20 protein-coding genes are annotated in these 21,425 nt (G+C 57.6%); 6 read left to right on the top strand and 14 right to left on the bottom strand.

Going from position 1 to position 21,425, the window contains the following annotated elements; all coding sequences use genetic code 11:
* Nucleotides 1–146: 146 nt before the first annotated feature.
* The 4 genes from KO498_RS01550 to KO498_RS01535 all read right to left on the bottom strand — a co-directional run bounded on the left by KO498_RS01550 (nt 147) and on the right by KO498_RS01535 (nt 4,818).
* On the bottom strand, nt 147–1,661 hold the full coding sequence (locus tag KO498_RS01550) for a sulfatase-like hydrolase/transferase (RefSeq protein WP_215958110.1): 1,515 nt from the start codon (nt 1,659–1,661) through the stop codon (nt 147–149).
* Nucleotides 1,658–3,256, bottom strand: coding sequence for a tripartite tricarboxylate transporter permease (locus KO498_RS01545; RefSeq protein ID WP_215958109.1), 1,599 nt, complete (start codon nt 3,254–3,256; stop codon nt 1,658–1,660). The genes KO498_RS01550 and KO498_RS01545 overlap by 4 nt, the downstream gene beginning before the upstream one ends.
* Nucleotides 3,256–3,798, bottom strand: coding sequence for a hypothetical protein (locus KO498_RS01540; protein WP_215958108.1), 543 nt, complete (start codon nt 3,796–3,798; stop codon nt 3,256–3,258). The genes KO498_RS01545 and KO498_RS01540 overlap by 1 nt, the downstream gene beginning before the upstream one ends.
* Before the next feature lie 72 nt (nt 3,799–3,870).
* The gene (locus KO498_RS01535; protein ID WP_215958107.1) at nt 3,871–4,818 is read right to left on the bottom strand and encodes a Bug family tripartite tricarboxylate transporter substrate binding protein; all 948 of its coding nucleotides are present in this window, start codon (nt 4,816–4,818) and stop codon (nt 3,871–3,873) included.
* A gap of 125 nt (nt 4,819–4,943) precedes the next feature.
* Here KO498_RS01535 and KO498_RS01530 point away from each other — a divergent pair, with 125 nt between their 5' ends.
* Genes KO498_RS01530 through KO498_RS01510 form a run of 5 tightly spaced genes read left to right on the top strand, consistent with a single transcriptional unit; the run spans nt 4,944 to nt 10,376 of the window.
* Nucleotides 4,944–5,432, top strand: coding sequence for a MarR family winged helix-turn-helix transcriptional regulator (locus tag KO498_RS01530; RefSeq protein WP_215958106.1), 489 nt, complete (start codon nt 4,944–4,946; stop codon nt 5,430–5,432).
* 3 nt (nt 5,433–5,435) lie between these two features.
* Complete coding sequence (locus KO498_RS01525; protein WP_215958105.1) at nt 5,436–6,881, top strand: sulfatase-like hydrolase/transferase; 1,446 nt, start codon at nt 5,436–5,438, stop codon at nt 6,879–6,881.
* A 35-nt stretch (nt 6,882–6,916) separates the two neighbouring features.
* Nucleotides 6,917–8,302, top strand: coding sequence for an FAD-binding oxidoreductase (locus KO498_RS01520; RefSeq protein ID WP_215958104.1), 1,386 nt, complete (start codon nt 6,917–6,919; stop codon nt 8,300–8,302).
* Nucleotides 8,303–8,345: 43 nt separating this feature from the next.
* On the top strand, nt 8,346–9,419 hold the full coding sequence (locus tag KO498_RS01515; protein WP_215958103.1) for an AbrB family transcriptional regulator: 1,074 nt from the start codon (nt 8,346–8,348) through the stop codon (nt 9,417–9,419).
* Between the two features lie 9 nt (nt 9,420–9,428).
* Entirely contained in the window at nt 9,429–10,376 is a 948-nt protein-coding gene (locus KO498_RS01510) for a formylglycine-generating enzyme family protein (RefSeq protein WP_215958102.1), read from the top strand.
* Nucleotides 10,377–10,623: 247 nt separating this feature from the next.
* Here the strand turns inward: KO498_RS01510 and KO498_RS01505 are convergent, their stop codons facing one another.
* The 3 genes from KO498_RS01505 to KO498_RS01495 form a co-directional block, all read right to left on the bottom strand.
* Nucleotides 10,624–12,594, bottom strand: coding sequence for a pyridoxamine 5'-phosphate oxidase family protein (locus tag KO498_RS01505; protein WP_215958101.1), 1,971 nt, complete (start codon nt 12,592–12,594; stop codon nt 10,624–10,626).
* A gap of 69 nt (nt 12,595–12,663) precedes the next feature.
* Entirely contained in the window at nt 12,664–13,140 is a 477-nt protein-coding gene (locus KO498_RS01500; protein WP_215958100.1) for a DUF1348 family protein, read from the bottom strand.
* Nucleotides 13,141–13,151: 11 nt separating this feature from the next.
* Nucleotides 13,152–13,775 (bottom strand): glutathione S-transferase family protein, encoded by a 624-nt coding sequence (locus KO498_RS01495; RefSeq protein ID WP_215958099.1) that lies wholly within the window; start codon nt 13,773–13,775, stop codon nt 13,152–13,154.
* Nucleotides 13,776–13,882: 107 nt separating this feature from the next.
* On the opposite strand from KO498_RS01495, the gene KO498_RS01490 reads away from it, so the two are divergent.
* The gene (locus KO498_RS01490) at nt 13,883–14,782 is read left to right on the top strand and encodes a LysR family transcriptional regulator (RefSeq protein WP_215958098.1); all 900 of its coding nucleotides are present in this window, start codon (nt 13,883–13,885) and stop codon (nt 14,780–14,782) included.
* Nucleotides 14,783–15,300: 518 nt separating this feature from the next.
* Here KO498_RS01490 and KO498_RS01485 read toward each other — a convergent pair.
* The 7 genes from KO498_RS01485 to KO498_RS01455 all read right to left on the bottom strand — a co-directional run bounded on the left by KO498_RS01485 (nt 15,301) and on the right by KO498_RS01455 (nt 21,376).
* On the bottom strand, nt 15,301–15,825 hold the full coding sequence (locus KO498_RS01485) for a DUF3833 domain-containing protein (RefSeq protein ID WP_215958097.1): 525 nt from the start codon (nt 15,823–15,825) through the stop codon (nt 15,301–15,303).
* Between the two features lie 73 nt (nt 15,826–15,898).
* Nucleotides 15,899–16,630: a hypothetical protein gene (locus KO498_RS01480; protein WP_215958096.1), complete on the bottom strand. Its 732-nt coding sequence runs from the start codon at nt 16,628–16,630 to the stop codon at nt 15,899–15,901.
* Between the two features lie 39 nt (nt 16,631–16,669).
* Nucleotides 16,670–17,227, bottom strand: a complete 558-nt coding sequence (locus KO498_RS01475; protein ID WP_215958095.1) for a DUF3833 domain-containing protein — start codon at nt 17,225–17,227, stop codon at nt 16,670–16,672.
* Complete coding sequence (locus tag KO498_RS01470) at nt 17,224–18,450, bottom strand: MFS transporter (RefSeq protein ID WP_215958094.1); 1,227 nt, start codon at nt 18,448–18,450, stop codon at nt 17,224–17,226. The genes KO498_RS01475 and KO498_RS01470 overlap by 4 nt, the downstream gene beginning before the upstream one ends.
* Nucleotides 18,450–18,944: a hypothetical protein gene (locus tag KO498_RS01465; protein WP_215958093.1), complete on the bottom strand. Its 495-nt coding sequence runs from the start codon at nt 18,942–18,944 to the stop codon at nt 18,450–18,452. The genes KO498_RS01470 and KO498_RS01465 overlap by 1 nt, the downstream gene beginning before the upstream one ends.
* Complete coding sequence (locus KO498_RS01460; RefSeq protein ID WP_215958092.1) at nt 18,937–20,094, bottom strand: SAM-dependent methyltransferase; 1,158 nt, start codon at nt 20,092–20,094, stop codon at nt 18,937–18,939. Before KO498_RS01460 ends, KO498_RS01465 begins: the two co-directional genes overlap by 8 nt.
* Nucleotides 20,033–21,376 carry an NAD(P)/FAD-dependent oxidoreductase gene (locus tag KO498_RS01455; RefSeq protein WP_215958091.1) on the bottom strand — a complete coding sequence of 448 codons (1,344 nt, stop codon included), beginning with the start codon at nt 21,374–21,376 and terminating at the stop codon, nt 20,033–20,035. The genes KO498_RS01460 and KO498_RS01455 overlap by 62 nt, the downstream gene beginning before the upstream one ends.
* Nucleotides 21,377–21,425 lie beyond the last annotated feature (49 nt).

Genomic DNA, 21,425 nt, shown 5'->3' with positions numbered 1-21,425 from the left:
TATTCGAAAATGGTTTCGTTACGGCGGAACATCGAAACCGTGTAAGATTCAAATTCCGCATAGTCATGGAACATTTTGGGTATTCGCCGCTGGCAGAGCTGGCGAATACCTCGGCACGATGTGATCGTCGGCAAGTTGGGATCTCGTTAGGCCATTCCCACCGGCACCTGATTGGGCCGCATATCGTCCGGGCGCGACATCAGGATCTCGGTCAGATCAGCCTTGATCGATGCGTAGTCGGGGTCATCAAACACGTTGCGAAGCTCATGCGGATCATTCTCCAGATCATACATCTCTCCCGCACCGGATTGCAGGTCCACGGTCAGCTTGGCCGTTTTGCTGCGCACGGTGCGAAGAGACAGGCCAACACCCACGCGACCGGGCAGAAGTTCCCACTCGCTCATTGCGGCCTCGCGTGTGCCGTCCCCCGAGATCACATCGCGCATGGACTGTCCGTGTATATCCATCAGGCTGTCTGCCCCCGCCCAATCCATGAAGGTCGCGCCCAGATCAAGTGTCGAGAGCGGCTCAAAGCTGACTTTTCCGACGGGGACATCGGGGCCTTTCACGATGGCGCGGACATTCAACAGCCCTTCAAACGGCATCGGCCCTTTCAGAACCAAGCCATGGTCGCCCAGCCAATCTCCATGGTCGGCGGTGTAGACGATATAGGTGTTATCCGCCAAACCCTGTGCTTCCAGTTCGGCGATGATACGCCCCACTGAATGGTCGATCAGCGACAGCTGACCATAGGTATTGGCGATCACCTCGCGCAGGTGCTCATCCGGTATTTCCGGATAGCGCGAATAGCTGGTGCGGACCTCGGCGCCCTTGCCTTCGATCTTGGTCTCGACCGCTGCCTTGTGCCACCACGGGCGGCCTTCGAAGTCGCGCGTTCGGTGTTCTGGCAGGTCCACGTCTTCCGGCTTGTGCAGCGAGGCCCATGGTTCGGGGCAGTCAAAGGGGTGGTGCGGGTCGGGGAATGACACCCACATACAGAACGGTTTGTCATGGTCCTGCTTGATGAAATCTATGGCACGATCGGCAATCCAGGTTGAATTGTGATAAGCTACGGGCAGTTTGGACGACCAGACCTGCGGTGCATCCTTGTGATCGCGATGGCTTTCCCAAAGCAGCTTGTTTTTCTGTTCGCCCCGACCATCGCCGTAATACCATTCTTCATAGGCCAGCCCGGCGGGTGGTTTCTCAGGAAGCCACCAATTGTGGCCGATGTGGACGAGTTCCGCATGATCGAAGCCCATATAGGGCCCGCGCCACCCCTCTGGCACTTTGGCCGAACCCGGAATGGACTCGACCGTGTCGCTGTCTCCAAAGGTGTGATAGGTCGCAAAATGCGCTTTGCCTATCTTGGCCGTGTGATAACCCGCCGCAGACAGCGAAGCCGCAAATCCCTTTTCACCCAGTTCCGGATCCAGATCGATCCCGTTGTCGTGCACGCCATGGGTACGTGGCAACAGACCTGTCAGGATTGAGGCCCGCGCGGGCTGGCAGACCACGCAGGGTGTCACAACCGTTTCAAGGCTGGTGCCTTCGGCGGCCAGCATGTCCAGATGCGGGGTGTAGACATTGCGGCCCCGAAAACCATAGCAATCGCCGCGCTGCTGGTCGGACGTGATGAATAGGATGTTTGGGCGTGTCATGTGATGTCTACCTTTGGCTTGCGGAGAGAAAGAAAGATCACGGCGAAGGCGCACAGGATGAACGCCGCCGCGATCGGGCTTTTGAGGAGGAACCAAGGGTCGCCTCCGGTTGCGGAAAACGCCTGCCGTGCGGTGTCTTCAATGCGCCCGCCCAGAACGAACCCGATCACGAAGGGCAGTGGTGAGATCGCAAAGCGCATCATGAAGTAACCAAGGATGCCGAACCCGAAGGCGAACCAGATCGCGCTCATCGAGGTTTCCTGAACGTACAGGGACGCGAGGGTCAGCAGCAGGACAACCGGCAATAGATACTGTTTCGGGATACGCACCAGGGCGCCAAGTGACCTCATGAAAACCCCGCCGACCGTCCAGTTCAAAAGATTGGCAAGGATCATGGTCGTGAATAGACCGAATGCGATCACCAGCTCGGGGTTCAGGTCTGACGAGAACTTGAAAACCGCAGGCCCCGGGTTGAACCCGCCGATGGATTCCGCGGCGAGGATCAAGAAAACGGCGGCCGTATTGCCGGGGATACCAAGCGACAGGACGGGAATCAGGTTCGCGCCGGAAACCGAGGAATTCGCGGCCTCGGTGGCGGCGATACCCTCGGGCGCACCCTGTCCGAACTCGGGGTCTTCGGGCTTTTTCTTCTTTGCATAAATCCGTTTTCCGGTCGCGTATCCGATGGTGGCGGCAAGCGTCGAACCGACCCCGGGAAGTGCCCCAATGATCGTGCCGATAATGGCCGAGCGACCAATATGGGGAAATATCTGGCGAATATCGGCCCAGTGCAGTCGCTGGTCCCCTTCGTCCTTGGCGACTTCGATTGCCCCGGTGTGGCGCTTTTGGTGCCAAAGGTTTTCTAGCTCGGTGAAAATTGCCCCGATGACGAGCACACCAATGACCGCAGCCGTAATCGGGATTCCGTCCGAAAGCGCGGCACTGCCAAAGCTGAGGCGGGGGTAAAAGTCTTCACCGGTACCTATATAGACGGCCAAAAGTCCCAGCCCGCAGCTCAACAGACCCTTGGCCGCAGACCCGCCTACCACGGCTGCAATAAAGCTGAGCGACAGGATCAGGAGCGCCGTCTTCTCGGGAAGGTCCAGATAGGTTTCGACCAGGATCGCCAGGAAAGGCGCACAGACGATCAGCACGATATCTGAAAATGTGTCGCCCGTGACCGAGGAGAAATGCGAGATCTTGAGTGCTTTGCGCGCCTTGCCGGACTTGGCCATCGGATAGCCGTCAAGCGTGGTCATATAGGCGTCGGGTGTTCCGGGCGTGTTAAACAGGATCGCCGGAACCGCCCCTCCGACGGTAGATCCTTTCATGACGCCGATCAGGAAGCCGAGAACGGGCAACAGCGCGTCTGAGTTGAACCCGAAAATCGAAATCAGGATGGGCAGGGAAATGGCCATAGCGATGACACCGCCCAACCCCGGCGTTGCACCCACAATGATCCCGAGGATCAGACCGAAGGCCACCATCATCACGGTGATCGAGACAGAAACGCCAAGGAGAGAGAATGCCTCGGGTCCCTGAAAGACCGCGAGTATGCCAAGCCAAATATAGTCGAGGGTGCCCAAATCGGTCATCAGACATCCCCATTCGGTGGCAGAAGAACGTCGTCAAACGGCAGGTCATAAAGAACGATGATGCCGATGACAGCCACCAGCGTGACCCACAATGCGCGCCATGTTGCACGCTGTTCGACAAAGGCCACGATACAGAAGACCATCGTACCGCCTCCAAGCACAAAACCGATATATTTCCAGGGCGCGGTGTCGCGAAGAAGCCTGTATTCCTCGGCCGCAACCAGACTGGCGGCAACAGGCCCGGCCCAACGCATCAGCAGGATGCCAATGACGCCGACGATCGAAATCGCCCCGATGAATACCAGATTTTGTCGAGAAGGGTGATAGTCAGGCGAGTGTCGTTCAAACAGCAGCATCACACCTGCCATCAGAATGAAACCCGCAGCCAGTGTCGGAGCAAGACTGTCACCGACGATGTAACGGCCACGTTTGCGTTCGACCAGCCAGGTCTCGGTGTCGAGGGGTATCCAGATGAAGGCAAGGATCAGAGCGAAGGCAATACAGCCCAGACCCAGTGCCGTGCGGGCAGAGAGGTTTCGCATATCGAACTCATTGGTTGACTGAGGGGGGGAGCGGATGGCGCGAACGCCGCCCGCGATCTGAGTAGAGGGGCCTTAGTCAGCGGCTGCCGCGATCAGTGCGCCTGAGGAGTCGTATGCATCCTGAACTGTGGCTTCAAGCTCTTCTCCGGTGAGGATCATTGCTCCGCCAAAACCTTTCATGAGGAAGGCATTGGCCTTGCCGCCTTCTTTGGTTGCAACCTCGGCGATTGCAGATGCAATTGCAGCGCGCGCTGCAGGATCCATATCCTTTGGACCCACAAACAAGAACGCAAGTTCACTCACGAAGTCGACACCATAATCGGACAGAAGCGGGGCGTCGGGCGAGTTCTTCAACGGTTCGCTGCGTGCGGAGGCCAGTTCGACCATATCGCCTGCGGCTACGGCTTTCGCCTGGACGCCTGCACCGAAACCAATATCCATGTCGCCAGCGTTCAGGCCGTTCGTGACAGCCTTGCCTCCCTTGACCGAGATGATGTTGAAGTCGACGCCGTTTTCTTTGCCAATCACATAGGCAATGTCAGCCAATGCCGGAGTCATCACTCCAAAACGGATTTCTTGGCCGCCTTTGGCCGCTTCAATAACGTCACCAAGCGTTTTCCAGCCTTTGTCGGCAAGCGCGACGATCCCCATTTGCGTGCCTGCGGTTGTGGTGATCAGCGTCACGTCCTGTGGTGAACCCGTTTTCGAGGCGACCATGCTATAGCCAAGGCTGCTCGTTACGATCATGGCGATTGTTGTGCCATCTGCAGGCGCATCTTTAACTGCATTCACAGCGTTCAACCCACCCTTGCCAGTGACTTGCTCAGGGATAACCTTCCAACCTTGCGCCGCTTCAAGCTCTTCCGCGATCAATCGCGCCTGCGTGTCAGCACCGCCACCAGCGGCAAATGCGATGATCATCTTGATGGGGCCCGGCGGGGTCCAGTCCTCTGCAAATGCGGCCGTAGACGTTCCGAGAATCGTGGCGGCAACCACCGCAGATTTAAGCAACTTCTTCATGTTTTCCTCCCTGAAGCACAAATTCGTTGGCGTCACATGTCGCGCAAAAAGGTGGAAAAGTCAACAATCAAGTTGACTTTTCCACTAACCTGATAAAAATTCAGGTGAAGCGAAGGATTGTGAAAATGACGAATTCGGATGAAAGCGCGATCAGATTGGGCCTGCTGCTGCCCTTCCAGATCGCGCAATTGCACTCGGCGCTGAACGCGCAGGCAAAGGTCATCATTTCTGCCTATGGTGATCTGAATCTTGCCCAATGGCGGATCGTTCGGGTTGTCGCGCTTGGCATCGAAAACACCACAACGCCGGTGCGCAAGGCGACCGGGATCGACAAAAGCCAGTTCAGCAAGATGCTTGGAGCCCTTGAGCAAAAGGGCTACGTGGTGCTTCACCCCTATGAAAATGACAAACGCCAGCATGTGATCGAGTTGACCGACAAAGCGCGCAAGGCTCACGAGCGCCTTGGACCCGTGCTGGACGAACGCCAGCGGCATCTGGTGGCGACACTCACCGAAGACGAGCTGGCCGTTATCTACAAGTCGATCAAGGTCTTGGCGAACGCCGCGCAAAAGACCGATTTCGACATCCCGGCCCCCGAACAGGAAGAAGAGTAAACAATGACATCCACCCCAAACCTTCTCGTCATCCTTTCGGACCAGCACCAGGCCCGTGCCATGTCCTGCGCGCACCATCCGGTGGTGCAGACACCGCATCTGGATGAACTGGCGGCGCGCGGCACGCGCTTTACCAACGCCTACACGCCTTCCCCGATCTGCGTTCCTGCCCGCGCAGCCTTTGCGACAGGTCGGCAAGTGCACGACATCCGCAACTGGGACAACGCGATGCCCTACAAGGGAACGCCGCGTGGCTGGGGGCATGCGTTGCAGGACAAAGGCGTTCGCGTCGAATCCATCGGCAAGCTGCATTACCGTCATGAAGAGGATGACAGCGGCTTTGACGTCCAGCATATCCCAATGCATGTGGCCGATGGGGTCGGCATGGTCTGGGGCTCGATCCGCCGCGAGGACGAACGCGTTTACAACAAACACGTGCGGATGATGGGCGATACAATCGGGCCGGGGGAAAGCAGCTACACCAAATACGATCGCAGCGTCACGGACATGACCTGTGACTGGCTGGCCAAGACCCAAGACAGCGCCGCGCCCTGGTGCCTTTATGTTGGCCTTGTTGCGCCACACCACCCGCTGATCTCGCCTCAGGAGTTCTATGACCTCTATCCCTTGGACAAGCTTCCGCCAGACAAGCTGCGGCTCAAGGACGGCTACGCGCGCCACCCCTGGATGGACAAAATGGCGGATGCGATGGTCGGAGAAGATGGCTGGAAGGATGAGGAAGAGCGGCGCGTCGCGATTGCCTCGTATTACGGGCTGACCAGCTACATGGACCACAATGTCGGGCGGATCGTCTCAGCGTTGAAGGAAAGCGGGCAGTTCGACAATACCACGATCATCTATTCCAGTGACCACGGCGAAAACCTTGGCGTCCGCGATCTCTGGGGCAAGATGAACATGTATGAGGAATCTGCCGCAATCCCGCTGATTGTTGCACCTGCTCCCGATTTGGGAGCCGATCCCCGACCGACCAGCCACACGACGACAAGCCTGTTGGACATCTCGGAGACGATCATCGACCACTTTGATGCCGAGCTTCCGGGCGAGAGGCCCGGGAAATCGCTCTATGACATTGCCGCGTCCGAAGACGACACCGATCGCGCCGTGTTCAGCGAATACCACGCGATCGGCGCGGTGTCCGGCGAGTTCATGCTGCGCAAGGGCGATCTGAAACTGATCGAATATGTGGGCTATGAGCCTGAGCTGTTCAATCTGGCCGAAGACCCTGAAGAGTTGACCAACCAGGCGCAGAACCCTGCCTACGCGGATGACCTTGCCCGGATGCAGGCAGAGCTTCGCAAGATCTGCGACCCGGACACCGTCAATGCGGAAGCCTTCGAAGATCAGGACGCGATGATCGAAACCTATGGCGGCAAAGAGGCCGCATCGAAACTGGGCGCGCCATCCGCAACGCCGCCGCCCGCCACCTGAGCGGCCTTTGCGACAATTCAACACGAGGATCTGCCATGATGCAGGACACTATTTCTTTAGCTATTTCAGAGTTGAAAGCCCTTTTGGGCGACCGTTTGTCCACGGGCCAATCCGTGCGCGAAATCCACGGTCGCGACGAAGCCTATTCGGAACCAGCATTGCCAGATGCCGTGGCCTTCCCTGAAAGCACGGAAGAAGTGTCGGCGATTATGAAGATCTGTTCAGCCCACAAGATACCCGTTGTGCCCTTTGGTATCGGCACATCTCTGGAAGGCCATGTGATCCCGATCCATGGAGGGATCAGTGTGGACACAAGTCGGATGAACAAGGTTCTGGAAATCCACGAAAGCGATCTGGACGCCGTTGTGCAACCAGGTGTCACGCGGACGCAGTTGAACGACGACCTGCGCGCGACGGGCTTGATGTTCACGGTTGATCCGGGGGCGGACGCCACGCTGGGCGGCATGGCCTCGACCCGCGCATCAGGGACCAATACCGTGCGCTATGGTACCATGCGTGAAAACGTTCTGGCGCTCGAGGTTGTCCTTCCGGATGGCAGAGTGATCAACACGGGATCGCGCGCGCGGAAATCCTCGGCGGGGTACGACCTGACCCATCTGTTCGTGGGGTCCGAGGGCACCTTGGGCATCATCACCGAACTGACCCTGCGTCTGTTCGGGCGGCCGGATACCGAGCTTTCAGCCACCTGCGCCTTCAAAACCATCGATGATGCTGTGAACACGGTGATCACGGCCATTCAAATGGGACTACCCATGGCCCGGATTGAGCTTTTGGACGAAGTGCAGATGAAGGGCATGAACATCTTCAACCCTGGCTTGAACCTTCCCGAAAAACCGCATCTATTCCTCGAGTTTCACGGGTCCGAGGCGGGTGTCAAAGAACAGGTGGACCTGTTCGAAAGCGTCGCGGAAGAATTCGGAGTGTCCGGCTTTGACTGGGCGACCAAACTGGAAGATCGCGAGCGACTTTGGCAAGCACGTCACAACGCCTATTACGCGGGCAAGTCGCTGCGCAAAGGCTGCGAAGGCGTTGTCACGGATTGCTGCGTGCCCATTTCAGCGCTGGCAGATTGTATTGCGCGCACAAAAGAGCTGATAGCCGAGTCTGGCCTGATCGCCCCGATCGTGGGACATGTTGGAGACGGAAACTACCACCTCTTGATCCTGATCGACCCTGACAATGCCGACGAAATGGCCCGTGCCAAGCAACTGGCATCCGATGTGAACCGGACGGCGCTGTCCTTTGGGGGCACGGTGACGGGCGAACACGGCGTCGGAACCGGCAAGAAGAAATACATGATGGAAGAACACGGTGAGGCGTATCTGTTCATGGCGCAGCTGAAGCAATCCATTGATCCGCTGAACATCATGAATCCCGGAAAACTGGTGTCGGTGAACTGACCGGAAACGCTGCGTTGCTTTGTCAAACAGAACGGCTATCCGCATGACAGACCTCAAATCCAAAGCCCTGCAATTGACACTGGTCCTCGCATCAGCTTTGGCGGGGGCGTTTGCAGCGCTTGCGATGGGGTGGCCCATTCCCTTCCTTCTTGGAAGCCTGGTGGCAACGGCGGTCCTTGCGCTGACATTCGCCGCGCGCACCGGCGGTCCGGTTTTCTTCCCCAAAACCTTGCGAGAAGTGTTCATTGCCGTGATCGGCACGATGATTGGCACGACCTTCACGTCTGAAGTGTTGTCCATGGTGCCAACCCTTGCCGTCACCCTGTGCGCGATGATGGGTTTTGTCGTTCTCGCGCAGGCGTCGAACTATATCATTTTTCACTATCTGGGCGGCTATGACCGGCCAACCTCGTTCTACGCAGCCATGCCGGGCGGGCTGATCGAAGCGGTAGAAATGGGGACGAAAGCGGGCGGAGATGTCGAAACCCTGAGCATCCAGCATTTCGTGCGTATCGTTCTGGTGATCCTGATTGTTCCCTTGCTTTTTCTGGTGGTGACCGGAGAAGTGGTAGGCAGCGCCGCGAGCCAGACACTGGAAAAGGGTCCATCCGAATGGCGGGATTGGCTGATGGTGGCGACGATAGCCCCCGTTGGCCTTTGGATCGGCAAAGCCTCGCGATTGCCGGCGGCCCCGTTGCTTGGTCCATTGGTTTTGACAGCGATCCTGCAATCTTCGGGGGCCATCGATCTGGGCGGGCCTCCGGCACTTCTCAACCTGGCCCAGCTGATCGTCGGCGCAAGCCTCGGCGCTCAGTTTGCCAAGACCACCCCGCGACGCTTGTTGTCCGCCCTCGCGCTTGGGTTTGTATCGGTCATGGCGACTCTCGCCATTGCGTCGGGGTTGGCATTGATGCTGGGGCATTTCATTTCAATGTCTTTCCAGACATTGCTGATCAGCTTTGCGCCCGGTGGGGTCACCGAGATGAGCCTAATCGCGCTAAGCCTCGGGGTCAGTCCAGTTCTTGTCTCGACCCATCACCTGTTTCGCATATTATTCACCGTGGGTCTGACCGGTTTGCTGTTCAAGCGGCTTGGAAATGGCTCATCAAAAACCTAAGTTCATCCCATGCAACCAGACACGAAAAAAGGCAGCTGCTGTAGCCCCTCACGAAGTGCGGGGGCCGATACGCCACTTGCCGCGCCCATCGCCACCGGCGGGAAACGCATACCGGATGATGCCCTGCGCATTCCGGGTGGTGGGTCGCTCACTGGCACCAGCCGCCCCGAGATCCCGGATGACGGCGAAGACCCGATCCGGAACACCCGCGTGAAACCCTTTCGCATCGGGGCGACCACGGTCACGAATGCGCAATTCGCCGGGTTCATCAGCGAAACCGGCTATGTCACCGAAGCCGAGAGGTTTGGCTGGTCCTTCGTCTTCTGGATGCAGGTTCCGGAAGGGCTTGGTCCGACATTTGGCGTAAAGGACGTCGAATGGTGGCGCCGCGTGGATGGCGCCAACTGGCGCGATATCAACGGGCCGGGCACTATGGAGACTGTGTGGAGGCCTGACCATCCCGTCGTTCATATCTCGTGGAACGATGCACAGGCCTACGCCAAATGGGCCGGTGGCCGCCTGCCCACCGAGGCAGAGTGGGAACATGCCGCCCGTGGCGGCCTTGGCGATGTGCGCTTTCCCTGGGGTAACCGCGAACCCGATGACGCCGATTTCCAACCCTGCAATATCTGGCAGGGCGAATTTCCCAAATCCAACAGTGCCAAAGACGGCTTCGTGACCACTGCTCCGGCCAAACACTATGAGCCGAATGGCTACGGCTTGTACAATGTCGTGGGCAATGTCTGGGAATGGACGGCCGACGCCTATCGCATCAAATCGTTGAAAAAACACGTACGCCAGCGGCTTGCCGCGATGAAGGGCTATAAACTGTCCAAAGGCGGGTCGTTCCTGTGTCACTCTTCATACTGCTACCGCTACAGGATCGCTGCTCGGTCCGGCACCTCGCCGGATAGCACGACCACACATCAGGGCTTTCGTGTGGTTTGGCCGGAATAAGGAGGGTTGCAACGCACTGCAACTTTTCGACCAGCGCCCAACCTTGCTGTCATAGAAAATGCCGGAAACGACGGGCTGCGCTGCAGCGTTGACGCGCACCCATGAACGGAAGGAAAGGGTCGGTCGCAGCATTTGATCCTGCGGGGCTGGGGCAAGCGACACTTCGCGCCGCCACTTGGCTGCTTCGAGCCCATACTCACCGATGCTGCGGCCGGTACCAATTTCCACTTCTGGCCGGACGACGGACTCAGAAGATAAATGTTTCGCGGTGACGTCGAAACTGTTCGACGCCCAATTCGGTGAGCATTGTTTCGGTGCCATTCATCAAGCCGTCAGGTCCACACATGAACACTTCACGCGCGTTCAGCTCTGTGACGGATTGAATATCTTCAATCCCCATGCGTCGTTTTTCTAGTTTCAGTATGTTGCTGGGAACCATTTCATGCAGACTATCCATAGCAGATCGTGCAGCAGAAGGCGACCTGCTTACGCTTTGAAAGGCCGCGATGCGAAGCTTCACGTGACCGGGTAGCGAGCCTTGCTGCGACCCAAAATGGTTCAAGACGCTGATATCGTCATCACGCCCGGCAAACAGAAGCACGATATCGGTCGAAACCAGATCCGGATTTGTCTTTGCGATCTGCACGATCCCGTCCCACATCGACATGAATGGCGTAATGCCAACACCGCCAGCGATCCAAAGCATCTTTGGCGGGACAGTTGGGGCCGTCCCGTTGGGACCTTTCGCGAAACAGGTGAACCCGGCACCGGTTCCCTTGAAGGCGACCGGCAGAGTGTTCGCGATGAGTGTGTGGGCATTGTCGTGCAGCACATTTGACAGCAATCCACCCGGTTTGCATTTAACGGTAACGCTGACATGGTCGGTTGGGCGGAACTCATTGGCATTCCGGTCAAATTGCGGTGCGCTGGAAAGTGTCCATGTTCGGACGAAATCTTCGTTCACCAGCTGCGGGGTGGCTTCGTTCATGTGGCTGTAGCCTCGATCCAGAAGACCCGAGAAATCAAAGACGCCAAATCCACCGGGCAAGGGCGCAGCGATCGGCGATGAGAGCCGGAAGTTGAATGTCATGATAGTGTCAGACAGGGTTTGTGTTGAAACAAGCGTGGCCGAGATCGCCGTCTTCTCGTGGATCAACGGGGCATGCCCCAACTGCTCCAGTTCTTGCCGCAAGAGCTTCACCGGCGGATTATAGGGCGAGAGCTGCTCCTCGGACGTGAGTGTCAGGTCAAGCCCCTCATTGACCAGAACCGCCCCAGTTACCTTGATACGCGTCACCAAGCTCACCCGCGGCATCAGGGCTTCTGCGTCATCGTCTAACAGGTTTTCAGCCTCACCCGTGACGTACAACACATCGCCCGTGGCGAAATCCGGAAACAGGAGTCCGACCTGTGGGTCCGTCTCGATATTGCCCAAAGACTGATAAAAGCGATTGCCGGAATGGTCAGGCAAAACCAAGTAGGTCGTGACCTCGTCATCCGCCGTTTCTTCGTACATGCGGACAAAGCCCGGCGCACCACCGCGATGGTTCATACCCATATCGGTCTGTGCGCTCGCAACATCGTCCTTTGCTATGTGTTTTGTCGCCAGAAAGACGGTGCTTGCGCGGTCAATCACGGCTTTGGCAGCTTCGGGCAAGGCAGAGGTGATACTGTCAAAGCTGTCAAGTGCCACCTCGGCCTTGCGCCGTGTGGGCGCTAAACTGCGGACGGTAATGTATTTCGGGCAGTTCCCAAGATGTTGATCGGAGAGTAGCTGAAGCCGTATCTTCCCCGCAGCGCCAACAAAGGCACGGCTGATTGCTCCGGCGATCTTGTTGCGCCGACGGTTGGTGAAATCTATGCCGACGCCCGCAAACAGACGCTTTTCACCGCCAGATATCGGTGCTTGCTGCAAGGCCCGCGCGAATGGGTCAAAGGGGTTGGCCTGGGCTATGACATCCGTTGTGTTGTCCCCCGATACCGTGATCCCGAAGGATGGATTGTCATCCGATATAGTGACCAGAAGACTGACCCAAGGACGCCCCCGTTGGTCGAGCGTTGCCAGGGGCAGGTAGGGCAGGCCCGCAAAGAACTCCGCATGCTGTTGGGGCATGTGTCTGTCGATGGCCTGTGGAATGGCGGCCCGAAGCTCTTTGGGTGTGTTACGCCGTTCTTGCAGCAGCAACTCCCCCTTATGTGACCGATGTATTTGCGTCATTGTCGGATCCTTCCGCCATTGCCTTTGGAGGTTTCATTCGAGGGCATTTCGATGCTCCCGAATGACGGCTTAGAGTCCCAAATCACTCAGGCTGGAGTGATCGTCTGGTCGCCGCCCCAGCGGCCAGCGGAACTTGCGATCCGCTTCTGCGATCGGGTGTTCGTTGATGCTGGCGAACCGACGTTCCATATAGCCGTTCTCGTCGAACTCCCAGTTTTCGTTGCCATAGGCGCGAAACCAATTCCCGCTGTCATCATGGTATTCATAGGCGTATCGCACCGCGATGCGGCTCCCATCATGAACCCACAACTCCTTGATCAGGCGATAGTCCAATTCTTTGGCCCATTTGCGTGTCAGGAATTCTTCGATCTGGGCACGACCTTCGGGAAACTCGGCCCGATTACGCCACTTGCTGTCCGGCGTATAGGCGAGCGCGACCTTGGCCGCGTCACGGCTGTTCCACCCATCTTCAGCAAGGCGCACCTTTTCGGTGGCCGTTTCCTTGGTGAAAGGCGGTAATGGATGGCGGGGTGCTTCCTTGCTCATCACAAGTCTCCTTATTCGGCCAACAGACCGACTGCAGTTGCAGGCATCGCCTCAAACCCGGGCAAGGCTTCAAAACGGGCAAGCCACGCACGCACGTTGGGATAGGGATCCAGCGACACGTTCCCCTCGGGCGCATGTGCCGTGTACGAATACGTCGCCACATCCGCGATCGTCGGGCGATCCCCGACAAGCCACTCGCGCCCTTCAAGCCCGTGTTCCAGTTTCTGCATCGCTTTCTCGGCGGTTGCGGCCGCGAAATCTGCGTCCAAAGGCGCGCCAAACACAGTGATCAAACGCGCAGCGCAGGACCCAAAGGCAATTTCACCGGCAGCGAGCGTGAGCCAGCGCTGGACCTCGGCCTCAGCCACGGGCGTGTCGGGTATCCAGTCGGGCGCATAGGTCCGGGCAAGGTAGACAAGGATCGCGTTCGAATCCGGCACAATCGCATCGCCGTCTTCCAGAACCGGGACCTGGCCATTGGGGTTCATGGCCAGAAATTCGGGCGACTTATGCGCGCCAGCGGCCAGATCAACGGGCACGGCCTCATGTGCAATTCCTGCGAGTTTGGCGAACACCAAGGCACGATGCGCGTGCCCTGATTTGGCGAAATGGTGAATGCGAACGGCGTTTGGCATCGGTGTCTCCAGTCATTTTGAGCGTCTTGAACTGACATACCTGCTACATTGCATTGCGATAATTGCCGGTTTTAGTGTAAGTTTAAGCCCTGAAAGGGCGCAATAAGATGGACAAGATTGATCGCATGCGCGCATTTGCGCTGGTTGCAAAGAACGCCTCATTCACCGTCGCAGCACAGCGGATGGGGCGATCGGCGCGTTTGGTCAGCAAATACGTAGCAGATTTGGAGAACGCGCTCGGTGTGCAACTGCTTAACCGCACGACGCGCAGCGTGGCTTTGACTGATGCAGGCGCGACATATCTGGCGCTGTGCGAGCCGCTTCTTGACGGGTTTGATGAGCTTGAAGAACGCGTCAAAAATGAACAGGCCTCGCTGCGCGGCGTGATCCACATCTCGGCGCCTACCGGCTTTGGCACTTTGCGTCTTGCACCATCTCTCGCGCGCTTTGCCGCGAAACACCCGAATGTCGAACTTGATCTACAGTTCTCGGACCGAAGGGTCTCCATCGTCGACGAGGGGATTGACCTTGCCATCCGAATTGGCCCCATGCGCGATAGCTCACTCAAAATGCGCCAGCTTGGTCGCATGCCCTTGGTCGTTTGTGCATCTCCTGCCTATCTGGAACGTGCGGGGACGCCCGCTCACCCACGCACATTAGCCACCCACGAGTGTATTCTTGATGGCAATATGACAGAGCCGACCGTTTGGAGATTTCGTATCGAAGGCCAAGAAGAAGCGGTGCAGGTGACCGGACGCTTTCGCATGAGCGCGCCGGCAGGATCAGCCCGCATCGCCGCAGCGGGCGCCGCAATCGCGCGATGCCCAGCCTACACAGTTGCAGATGCCTTGAAATCCGGCAAGCTGGTCGAACTATTCGCCGAGCACCGCGTCTCACCCTATGTTGTGGCCGCGCTCTTTCCCCAAAACCGGCATCTTACGACACGCGTGCGTCGGCTCATTGATCACCTCGCGAGTGATCCGACGTTATGTCCTGATGGTGCATGAAACCGCTATTGTTGGTCCGGCCGTTTGTGCGAATAAGCAGTCAGAGCTACAAACAATGGGCGACACGCTTGTTTACGGTTTACGTAGCGCCTTACAGTCTCTGTCCAAAGAAGTGGGCTTTGAGTTTGATAACCTGGATGTCCGATTGATCTGCGAACTGTAAGCTCGGTGCCCAAGAATTGCTGCTTTGCCGCGGAAGGAACGGTCATTCACGCAAGCCACCGCGAAAATCAGACGTCAAACACACAGATCGCGGACGTTTCTTACGTTCGCCGCATGCTCTCGAATGGCTGGTTTGCAATTCACTTCAGCTCACTCGGCTTGGAAAGTGAGCTCCGTGCGGCGTCTCAACCGTACAATACTATCGTTCGGGGCATGTACCCGATATGCAGCGATCATTGCGGCGTCATCGTCAAATTTCGGCGTGCACTTGTGCTGACGGTCAGCTCCGCCCGATACTGCAACAATCGGTTTTAGATAGCTGCAGTTGTTTTGGCCACTTTTTCGACATTCGTCATTCACTTCTTTTCGAACACGATTATCGCTTCGCCGACGCGAACGCCAAATCGGGAAACATAGGCCCGGTTCAGCACCCGGTCTTTTGTCAGCAGCCACATCCAATCATCGAAATCGACGCGCATCGTTCCTTTTCGGACCGGCAAGTCGATGCGATAGACCCAGTTGAACGTGTCGCCGTTTTCGCGGCCTTTGGCTGTGCCCAAAACACCGGGCGCCGTGCCTTTCCAGGTATCCTCACCGGTCTTTTCAAGTGTCCAGATGCGCTGTTCGGTATCGCCGTCGTCATAGCTGAAATTTTCCACCAGTTTCAGAAAGCGGCCATCCCATGTTCCGGTAATCTGAACATCGAACCGACGTTGAACATTGCCGAAAACGTCCTGAAACTGACCATGGGCTACGGTCTTGCCCTCAAAAAATTCCTCAAGATTGAACGATTGGTTAGAAAGGGTTCTGTCCTCAACATCCGGGGTTCCGGAGCAGGCAACCAGGGTTGAAACGGCCAGAAGGGCAAGTGTCTTTTTCATTGGGGTCTCATGAGTACAAAGCTGGATTTTTCGCGAAGCTTTTTGCAATTGGGTTGCGGAAGATGTGTCGTTGTCACATGCGCCAAGCTCGACCTGACTGACTGCTCAGAAGGACCCTAACGGCCAGCGTGACGATCCCGACCGCAGACAGCGCACTCACAGACCAGTTTTCAGAAGGTGCATTGGCGGCAATGACCCCGATCAGAGCCCACATAACCGCCAGCGGATAGGCCCATTCTGCCGGTCGGAAGGACTGAACTATAACTGCGACAACCAAAACCGCAGCCAGCATGGCCAGTGCAGCAACCTGCGCGGTCAGCACGCCATATCCACCAAGAACCACGCCCGTTCCGACCCCCGTCGCCGCCGTCAACCAGCCAGCATAAAGCGCAACTGGTCGGGCCTGCCAGGCTGGCGCGTCGTTTCCCGCGCGCAGCATCGCCGCTATCGCAAAACCCGCCATAGCAACGATCATGATCGTCGCCAGAATTGGCGCGGCATTGGCGGTGGCAATCCAGAATATGCCGAGGCCAAGACTCACCAACAAAGGTGCACGCATTTTCTGCCAATGCAGGTCGTGCGGCGCATTCAGTAACCCCCAGATCGACCCGAGGATTAACCAGATGTAAATCACGCCCCAGATGCCAAAGGCCCAGCCCGCTGGCTGCACCGGCCAGAATTCCAGAACCACGGGAAACTGCTCGGGCCGGTAACCGGCGAATTCGCTTGTCAAAAGCGGCGAAAGGGCAAACGCGATGGTCGCCAGCATAACCGCAATCGCAAGACCAGGTATTTTTCGGGGCATCACGACAGATCCTTTTCGTTCACAAACACACGTCCATTATTACTGTGCATCGGGGTTGGGGCGCATTGTTGCAATCAGCTCGGCCACTTTGACGCCAAACTTGCGCATCTCGGATTTGTTCATGATGACACCGTTTTCGGTCAGATAAAGCCAATCGATCGCGGTCAGGGTGTGACCGCCGGCGTCCTCTGGCAGTACGATTTGGTATTCCATTTTGATGGTTGATCCGGACACGGTGCCACGCGCCTCACCGACGATATCCTCGGCGGTGGCGGTAAAGCTGTTACCTTCGCCGAGTTTAAGATACCATTTGCGGCTATGTTGCTTGCCGTTGGAATAGGTGAACTCTTCACTCAGCGTGCCGGTGTCACCGTCCCATTCGCCGACCATTCTGGCAACGAAGCTGTTGGTCATCTTGCCGGTTGGTCCATAGATCAAACCCTCGGACAGGATCTCGCCCGACAAATGCGTTTTGGGCGAAAAGGCAGGGCCGCTGTCGGCATAGTCCGATGGGTTCTGCGCGCGAAAGCTAAGAAACATGGATTTGGCGAGCGCGATCAGAAGGACCACAACAAGCAGGGCAGTAAGGAGTTTCATATCGGTTGGTCCTCTCTGGGGAGCGCAAGCACAAGAGCCAGCGCGCCAAGTTTCAGGATGCAGGGAATAACGGCGTAAGTGATGTTGAGCGTGTGCAATGCCGTGGCACTGTTGGATGCACCCGGAGTAAAGCCACTACGCTCTAGCATGGGCAGGACGGCAAATGCGGCCAGTGCAAGGCCAAGCTTGCCGGCGAAGGACCAGATACCAAACGCCAGTGACGCCTTCAGGCCCGCCTTGGTCAGCGCCACGGAAAACATGGCCGGGAGGATCACCATATCGGCCCCCAGTGCGGCCCCGGAGGCCACACAAACCAAAGCAAATCCCACCAAGTTGCCGGGCGCCAGGAATGCCGCGCCGACAAAACCCAGAATGGCCAGTGGCATGGCCATCACCAGGGTGGTTTTCGCGCCCAGCCGTTGGCTCATGCGCGCCCAGAGCGGAACGCTGAGACCGGCGCTGAGGAAGAACAGGATCAACAAAGGTCCGGCTTTGCCCGGCAATTGCAGGCGGTCCTCGACAAAGAACAAAAAGAGCGTGGATGTGATGGCAACAGGCAGGCTGTTGACCAGCGCAAGCGCCAAAAGCCGCAGCGCCCCGGCCTGACTGAGGCCCGCAAGCGAAAAGCCATCCCCTTGGATAGGGGTGCGCCGCCAGATTGGCAGGGTGATCGCGGCTGCAATCAAAGCAATCACACCCAGAAACTGACCAAAGGCAGGATAGCCCTGCGCCCCGTATCCCAAGGCGATGAAAACGGCAGGCGCAATCGCGGCTATGATCACGCCGGCAAGCATGCCGCCTTCGCGAAAGGCGGCGAGCGTCATCAACGCCTTGGGCGTTGGTTCCTTCGCAAGTGTCGCGCTACGCCCGTAGAGCAGGATCATGCCTAGGCTGTAGGCCGAGAACAGCAACACCAGGATCGCCACGAGTTGCGGGATGACGTTTGGCCCCGATCGTGGCGAAAACAGCATGGGGAATCCGATAGCCAGACCCACGGCGGCAGTGGTGGCAAACAATGCTTGCGCGCGCGGCCAGCGGTCAATCGCCCAGCCGATCAGCGGGTCCTGAACAAGATCTATCAGTCGGATGACCAAAAGGATGGTCCCAATGGTGCCCAGCCCGATCCCAAGCTCTACCGAGGCAAAGCGCGGCAGGTGGATATAGAGCGGGATGCCAGCCGCAGCCAGCATCAGCGCATAGAGGCTGACGCGCGGGTAAAGCATCACTGGCCCTTCAGCTCCCGGGTGAAGTATTTCGAGCGCGAGTTGTCGCCCAGGAAAATCGCCATGAAGCGGGTTTTGATCTGCGGGTGGCGCAGGGTGCAGACGCGGGTCCCGTTAAGCCAGAACCCGATCTGGTTTTGCCCCTTGGATACGGCGACATAGCGGTCGCCCTTGCGGACATCCCGGAAGCATATCTGCAGTTGATCCCGCACCGGCAAGGCAGGCCCGGTCCGGTTGAGTTCGCGCATTGTCCCCTCGACAAGGTCATATCCGGTCAGCTTGCGCATGTATTTCAGTTCGAGCCCGAAATCCTTGTTCCAGTCCAGTGGTGCGCCGGATTGGGTGAAAAGCCGTGCTTCATAGAGAGGAAAGCCGACATATCGAAAGGTCGCAACACCACGCAACTCGGCACCGGGCAGGGCGGATTTGACGGTTGAGGCCTGCGCGCTTAACGGAACAAGAAGTGTAGCGGCTATCAGCAAAAGTCTACGCATGAGCCAGCTCAACCTGCACAACATTGGTGTGGCCGACGGCAAAGGAGGCGGCGCAAATCTCGAGGTAGTATTGCCAGTTGCGGAAGAAGCCGTCGCTATATCCCATCTCGGAAATCCGACGTTTTTGAGCGCTCAGACGTTCCGCCCAGATCCGGCAGGTTCGGGCGTAATCCTGACCGAAAGCGAAATTGTCGCGGACCTCAAACCCGGCCCCTTTGGCCTGATGTTCGATCACGCTGTCCGACAACAGCATGCCGCCGGGAAAGACATATTGGCGGATGTAATCGGATGAGCTCTTATAGGTGTCGAAAAAGTTGTCCTTGACGGTGATCGCCTGCAACAGAACACGCCCTCCTTCAGCCAGGTTTCGCTTGAGTGTCGCGAAATAGCTTGGCCAGTAACGGGCGCCCACCGCCTCGATCATTTCGATCGATACGATGTTGTCATATTGCCCGTTGATGTCGCGGTAATCGCACAATTGAATGTCAGCGCGCCCATCAAGGCGGCATTCAGCATAGCTGTGTTGATTGCGCGAGATAGTCACGCCGGTCACGTCGCGGCCTTCGGAGCTCGCGTGTTCGGCAAACCCGCCCCAGCCACAGCCGATTTCAAGCGTACGCTCTCCGTGACCCAGTCGCGACAACACGCGTTCATTCTTGCGCGATTGCGCGCGCGTCAGATCATCGTCGGCCTGTTCGAACAGCCCCGACGAATAGGTCATCCCTTCGTCCAGCCAAAGCCCGTAAAACTCATTGCCGACATCATAGTGCGAGCGGATATTTTTGCGTGATCCACGGCGCGAATTGGCCCGCATGACAGTATCAACCAGCCGAAACTTGGCCTTGTTGAACGGGCTGGCCTGATCGTAAGCGCCCAGATGATCGCGATTGTTCATCGCGACCGACATCAGCCCTTCAACCGACGGCGTGTCCCACAGGCCCTGAACATAGGTTTCGCCCAGGCCCACCTGTCCATGCGCCGCCAAGGCAGACACGGCCCCCCAATCGCGAATGACCATTTCCGCCTCGGGGCCGGAATGACCAAAATGATAGCGTTCACCCTCGGGCGTGCGCAGGGTCAACTGCCCGTCACGCAGACGCTCGCAGGTCGACAGGAAGTTCGATTTCAGGGCTTTGTTGGTGAAGCGCATGGTCAATTCCTTTAGCTTGGTGACGTTCGTTAAGTGCACGCACGATGCGCACGGCACTCGCGATGCCATCTTCGTGAAATCCGTGACGGTTCCAGGCGCCGGCAAACCACGTCCGATTGCGGCCCTGCATCTGGCGGATGTCCTGCTGTGCCCGCAGCGCAGCCTGATCGAACACCGGGTGGGCGAACTCAACCTTGTCATACACCGCTTCCTGCGGAATTTCGGTTGACGGGTTCAGGGTGACAAACAGCGGATCATCTTCCGGGATATTTTGAAGCTTGTTCATCCAGTAAGTGACCCCGATATCTCCACCCTGCGAACGGTAGGCCCAGCTTGACCAACAGGCGCGCCGCTTGGGCATCTGACCCGGATCGGAATGCAAAACGGCGGTGTTTGGCTGGTAACGGATACTGCCAAGAGCATTGCTTTCGGCATCGCTGGCGTCCTCGCCCAGAATGCGAAGCGCCTGATCCGAATGGCAGGCCAGGATCATCTCATCAAACTCCACGGACAGGCCATCGCCCGCGTCAATTCGAACCTCAAATGCATCACGCTGTGCACGATGGACCGGCGTGTTGGTGTGAATGGAACAGCCGCGCGCGATCAATGCGGCTTCAAGTCGGCGAACATATTCGATGCTGCCGCCCTTGACCGTCCACCATTGATGCTGGCCCGCCCCTGCCAGAAGCGCATGGTTGCGAAAGAACTGCACCAGAGATTTCGCCGGGAACTGGTCCACGTCATCCACCGGTGTTGACCAGATCGCGCCGCACATCGGCATCAGGTAGTTGTTGCGAAACCAGTCGCCCAGACCAAGTTCGTCGACCAGTTCGCCAATGGTTTTGTTGTCATCTTTTGCGGCGGCTTCGGCGTGCTTGCCGTAACGGATGATGTCGGCGATCATCTTGTAAAACTGCGGGCGCAGAAGATTGCGTTTTTGAGCGGTAATCGCACCCATGCCGGACAGGCCATATTCCAACCAGCCATCGTTGATGCTGGCACCAAAGCTCATCTCGCTTTTGATGACGGGCACGTCGAGGTCACGAAACAACCGAGTCAGGTAGGGATAGGTCACGTAATTGAACACAATGAAGCCGGTATCGACGGGTTGGTCCCCGTTTTTCCCTGCCATAACCGTGCGCGCATGCCCGCCCAACCTGGGGGCGGCCTCGAATAGAGTGACATCGTGATAGGGCGACAGATAATAGGCTGCCGAAAGTCCCGAGATGCCGCCTCCGACAATGGCGATCTTTTTGCGTGGGCCTTGAGTTTGATCGAACATGCAGTCCTCGTCTTGCAACTGTTATGAGAGGTTTACGCAGGGCCCGAAG

Origin of the sequence: Lentibacter algarum (assembly GCF_018860975.1) — a bacterium.
Lineage (GTDB): Bacteria > Pseudomonadota > Alphaproteobacteria > Rhodobacterales > Rhodobacteraceae > Lentibacter > Lentibacter algarum_A.
The sequence above is the reverse complement of the archived record's forward strand: the minus strand, read 5'-3'. Positions and strand labels throughout refer to the sequence as shown.

Coding starts and splice junctions, on each gene's coding strand:
- KO498_RS01475 (WP_215958095.1), bottom strand. CDS start 17,227: ATGAAACTCCTTACTGCCCTGCTTGTTGTGGTCCTTCTGATCGCGCTC.
- KO498_RS01500 (WP_215958100.1), bottom strand. CDS start 13,140: ATGAGCAAGGAAGCACCCCGCCATCCATTACCGCCTTTCACCAAGGAA.
- KO498_RS01495 (WP_215958099.1), bottom strand. CDS start 13,775: ATGCCAAACGCCGTTCGCATTCACCATTTCGCCAAATCAGGGCACGCG.
- KO498_RS01480 (WP_215958096.1), bottom strand. CDS start 16,630: ATGCCCCGAAAAATACCTGGTCTTGCGATTGCGGTTATGCTGGCGACC.
- KO498_RS01550 (WP_215958110.1), bottom strand. CDS start 1,661: ATGACACGCCCAAACATCCTATTCATCACGTCCGACCAGCAGCGCGGC.
- KO498_RS01505 (WP_215958101.1), bottom strand. CDS start 12,594: ATGACGCAAATACATCGGTCACATAAGGGGGAGTTGCTGCTGCAAGAA.
- KO498_RS01530 (WP_215958106.1), top strand. CDS start 4,944: ATGACGAATTCGGATGAAAGCGCGATCAGATTGGGCCTGCTGCTGCCC.
- KO498_RS01485 (WP_215958097.1), bottom strand. CDS start 15,825: ATGAAAAAGACACTTGCCCTTCTGGCCGTTTCAACCCTGGTTGCCTGC.
- KO498_RS01455 (WP_215958091.1), bottom strand. CDS start 21,376: ATGTTCGATCAAACTCAAGGCCCACGCAAAAAGATCGCCATTGTCGGA.
- KO498_RS01510 (WP_215958102.1), top strand. CDS start 9,429: ATGCAACCAGACACGAAAAAAGGCAGCTGCTGTAGCCCCTCACGAAGT.
- KO498_RS01470 (WP_215958094.1), bottom strand. CDS start 18,450: ATGCTTTACCCGCGCGTCAGCCTCTATGCGCTGATGCTGGCTGCGGCT.
- KO498_RS01465 (WP_215958093.1), bottom strand. CDS start 18,944: ATGCGTAGACTTTTGCTGATAGCCGCTACACTTCTTGTTCCGTTAAGC.
- KO498_RS01520 (WP_215958104.1), top strand. CDS start 6,917: ATGATGCAGGACACTATTTCTTTAGCTATTTCAGAGTTGAAAGCCCTT.
- KO498_RS01525 (WP_215958105.1), top strand. CDS start 5,436: ATGACATCCACCCCAAACCTTCTCGTCATCCTTTCGGACCAGCACCAG.
- KO498_RS01540 (WP_215958108.1), bottom strand. CDS start 3,798: ATGCGAAACCTCTCTGCCCGCACGGCACTGGGTCTGGGCTGTATTGCC.
- KO498_RS01515 (WP_215958103.1), top strand. CDS start 8,346: ATGACAGACCTCAAATCCAAAGCCCTGCAATTGACACTGGTCCTCGCA.
- KO498_RS01545 (WP_215958109.1), bottom strand. CDS start 3,256: ATGACCGATTTGGGCACCCTCGACTATATTTGGCTTGGCATACTCGCG.
- KO498_RS01460 (WP_215958092.1), bottom strand. CDS start 20,094: ATGCGCTTCACCAACAAAGCCCTGAAATCGAACTTCCTGTCGACCTGC.
- KO498_RS01490 (WP_215958098.1), top strand. CDS start 13,883: ATGGACAAGATTGATCGCATGCGCGCATTTGCGCTGGTTGCAAAGAAC.
- KO498_RS01535 (WP_215958107.1), bottom strand. CDS start 4,818: ATGAAGAAGTTGCTTAAATCTGCGGTGGTTGCCGCCACGATTCTCGGA.